The following is a 3,182-nucleotide window of genomic DNA, read 5'->3' as shown; positions in this document are numbered from 1 at the left end:
GATTGTAGATTGCCGAACATGGCGTCCCAATGGGCTTTCGCGTTCTTGATAATGCGGCATGTTCAAGGGTAATTGGTATAATTGGTATAACGTCTGGACAGGGTAGGGACATTTTGGTAAGCTCATCGTATCTGAAGTCGTACTAGTTGAAGGAGGTCCATTCTGGAGGAGTTGCTGGCATACACCATTCTCGACAACCCAGTTGGACGCTGGCTGTTTGCACTGATTGTCAGCCTCGTGGTCATGATCGTTGTCAGCTTGTGGCGCTGGGTGATTACCCACCGTTTGCGCCCGGTTGCGTTGAACTCCAACATCTTTGCCAGCCATGCCATTGTCGCCATTGCGAAACAGACGAAGGGCTGGATTGTGCTGCTGTTGGCGCTCTATGCTGGCAGCCTGTGGATCGAGATGAGTCCTAATCTACGCATCTGGACACGCTCATTCGGCACGATCCTGATGCTTATTCAGTTGGGCATCTGGGGCAATGCACTGATTGCCAACTGGATTGAACATTATAGCAGCCAAGCGGGCGACACCAATGCTGCGGGGGTTGGCACGGCGCGGCTGCTGACCTTTATTGGTCGCTTGGTACTCTATTCGGTTGTCACACTGCTCATTCTCGACAATGTGCCTGGGGTGCAGATCACACCGCTGTTGGCCAGTCTGGGGGTTGGCGGCATCGCGGTTGCCCTTGCGGTACAGAATATTTTGGCCGATCTCTTTGCTTCGCTCTCGATTGCACTCGATAAGCCCTTCATCATTGGTGATTTTATCATTGTTGGCAGTGAGATGGGAACAGTGGAGCAGATCGGCCTCAAAACGACACGCCTACGCAGTCTCTCAGGCGAGCAACTGATCTTTTCCAACAACGATCTGCTCAACAGCCGCATTCGCAACTTCAAGCGCATGCATGAGCGACGGATTGTCTTTGATGTGGGCGTCCTCTACGAGACCGATGCGGAGCTATTGCGTGCCATTCCGGGCATCTTGCGCGAAGCGGTTGAGGCGCAGGAGCAGACCCGCTTTGATCGCGCTCATCTAGCCCGTTTCGACTCCTCAGCCATCAGCTTCGAGGTGGTCTATTTTGTACTATCGCCCGACTTTAACCTTTACATGGACATTCAGCAGGCGATCAATTTTGTGATTGTTGATCGTTTCCGGGCCGAGGGGATTGTCTTTGCCTACCCAACACAGCAGATTTACCTGAATGGCTCGTTGGCGTTGGAGCGTCATTCGCGTTAGCTTGCGTTGTTTTGGGGAGGCTTCGCCTCCCCAAGCCCCTCGGCAAGGGCTGAACGTAACGTGTAGGGCACAGCCCCTCAGCGCCAGCCTTGGGCGCGGAGGTACTCGCTACCCAAGAGTCCGAGCAGTACCTCGTAGGGCGTACCGGCATGCCTGGGGTGGTATTCGAAGCGGTTGCGCTCGAAGTATTGGACGAGGTAGCTGTTGCCGTCGGCTTGGTTGACTTCGTAGAAGGGGGCGCTGATCGGGTAGCCATAGATCGGCAAACCTCCATTGCTGCGCCAGAAGTTCACAAATTCAGCCGCCATGCTGAAGCCTGTCTCAGGGAAGTAGACATCGCCCGGTATTCCGCTTGGCCCCGTTGGTTGGAAGGGCGCTTCAGCTTTGCGTTCGGCAGTGACCCAGTGGCCCAAGAGTCCTAACAAGACTTCATACGGCGTCCCGGCATGTTCGGGATGGTACTCGAAGCGTGCCCGTTCAAAATATTGTACGGTGTAGGTACGTCCATCCTCGCTATTGACCTCAGGGAACTCCTCGGTCAAGGGGTAGCCGAAGCGCATCAGGCCACCGTTGCGCTCCCAATAGGTGCGGAAGGTGCCACGCAGGGTGTGGCCGGTCTCGGGGAAGTAGCGCACGCCCACAAGCCCCGGATCGGGCACGGGTTGGGCGGGGTTGCCTGCGGCGGGAGTCTGTGGGCCATAGCCAAAGCTGAGGATCAGACCCTGAGTGCCAACTACAAGGGCGTGGTTGGCGCTCGGCATCACGACGCTCTTGGGGATGGCGTTGCTGCGGGCGAGGGGCCGTTCGTAGTGCCACGTCCCATCACGGTAGCGCAGGGCAACTACATCGGCACTAAAATCATTGTCGGGCGTTTGGTAGCGCCGCTGGCCGAGCGCCAGACCTGTATTGGCATTGAACATATAGAGCGCAGTGAGCATGTTGCTATCGAAGGCACCCACCGGTGGGGCTAGGCTATCAATTGGGGCGCGCTGCGGGAAGGCGTTCTGCCAGCCGCTCGCGTCGCGGAAGGCGATGCGCCCTTTGGCTTGGCAGAACATGCACATTGACGGTTGGCTACCGACTAGCCAAGCATGCTGGTGATCCAATACCCGTACCCCTGTGAGGTTCAATTCGCATGTGTTACCGCCATCGCCACAGAGGGCAGGCGAAGGCTCCAAGCGCCAACCATTGCCATCAAGCCGCCAGAGGTGGCTCCCGACGGCCCAGCCAGCATTGGGCGCAAAGTGGGCCGCATTGATCCAACTCCTGCGGTTGGGCAGTTCAAGTTCCGCCTCAAACCAGCGCCCATCGGCGTAGCGCAGAGCCAGCGCACGTTCGCCGTGGGTTCCAAGAGCCCAACCGGCCTGACCATCGGCAAAGAGTGCCAAACTACGCACCTGCATCGCGGCATCACCTGGCCCTTCTTGCCGCCAATGGCCCGCCGCATCACGCCGGGCAATCAGCCCAGCCCCCCCAGCCACCACGACCCGCTCGCGGTCGAGGGCCACCAGAGCAAAGAGCGGTTGCTCAAAGCTGGCCGCTTCTTCCACATGCCAGCGTCCATCCTGGAGTTGCAGCCGGTAGACGAAGCCGCGGTTGCCATCACTATGCTGTCCGACTGCCCATGCATGATCCTCAGCAGGCACAAAGAGCGCCTCGAGCTGTATGTCGGCAGGCACGCCGGGCACGACCTCCCAGCCTTGGGTTTGGGCTTGTGCCACAGAGGTTGGGAGGAGCAGTAGGGCTATCAGTAAGAGCAGGAAGGGAAAGTGTTTCATGGTTGTGTACTCCGGGATGGTTTCAGAAGCAGAAGGGTACGTGAGGCGAAGAGGCGAAGAGGCGAAGAGGCGAAGAGGCGAAGAGGCGAAGAGGCGAGGGCTTCGCGTCCTCGCGTCCTCGCGTCCTCGCGTCCTCGCGTCCTCGCGTCCTCGCGTCCTCGC

At 58.4% G+C, this 3,182-nt stretch carries 2 protein-coding genes; one reads left to right on the top strand and one right to left on the bottom strand.

Going from position 1 to position 3,182, the window contains the following annotated elements; all coding sequences use genetic code 11:
- The first annotated feature begins 171 nt into the window (after positions 1-171).
- Positions 172-1,242, top strand: a complete 1,071-nt coding sequence (locus CJ255_RS21470; protein WP_217352517.1) for a mechanosensitive ion channel family protein — start codon at positions 172-174, stop codon at positions 1,240-1,242.
- A gap of 77 nt (positions 1,243-1,319) precedes the next feature.
- On the opposite strand, the gene CJ255_RS21465 is transcribed toward CJ255_RS21470, so the two are convergent.
- Positions 1,320-3,020 (bottom strand): WD40/YVTN/BNR-like repeat-containing protein, encoded by a 1,701-nt coding sequence (locus tag CJ255_RS21465; protein ID WP_097646119.1) that lies wholly within the window; start codon positions 3,018-3,020, stop codon positions 1,320-1,322.
- Positions 3,021-3,182 lie beyond the last annotated feature (162 nt).

The organism is Candidatus Viridilinea mediisalina (genome assembly GCF_002532535.1).
GTDB lineage: Bacteria > Chloroflexota > Chloroflexia > Chloroflexales > Chloroflexaceae > Viridilinea > Viridilinea mediisalina.
The sequence above is the reverse complement of the archived record's forward strand: the minus strand, read 5'-3'. Positions and strand labels throughout refer to the sequence as shown.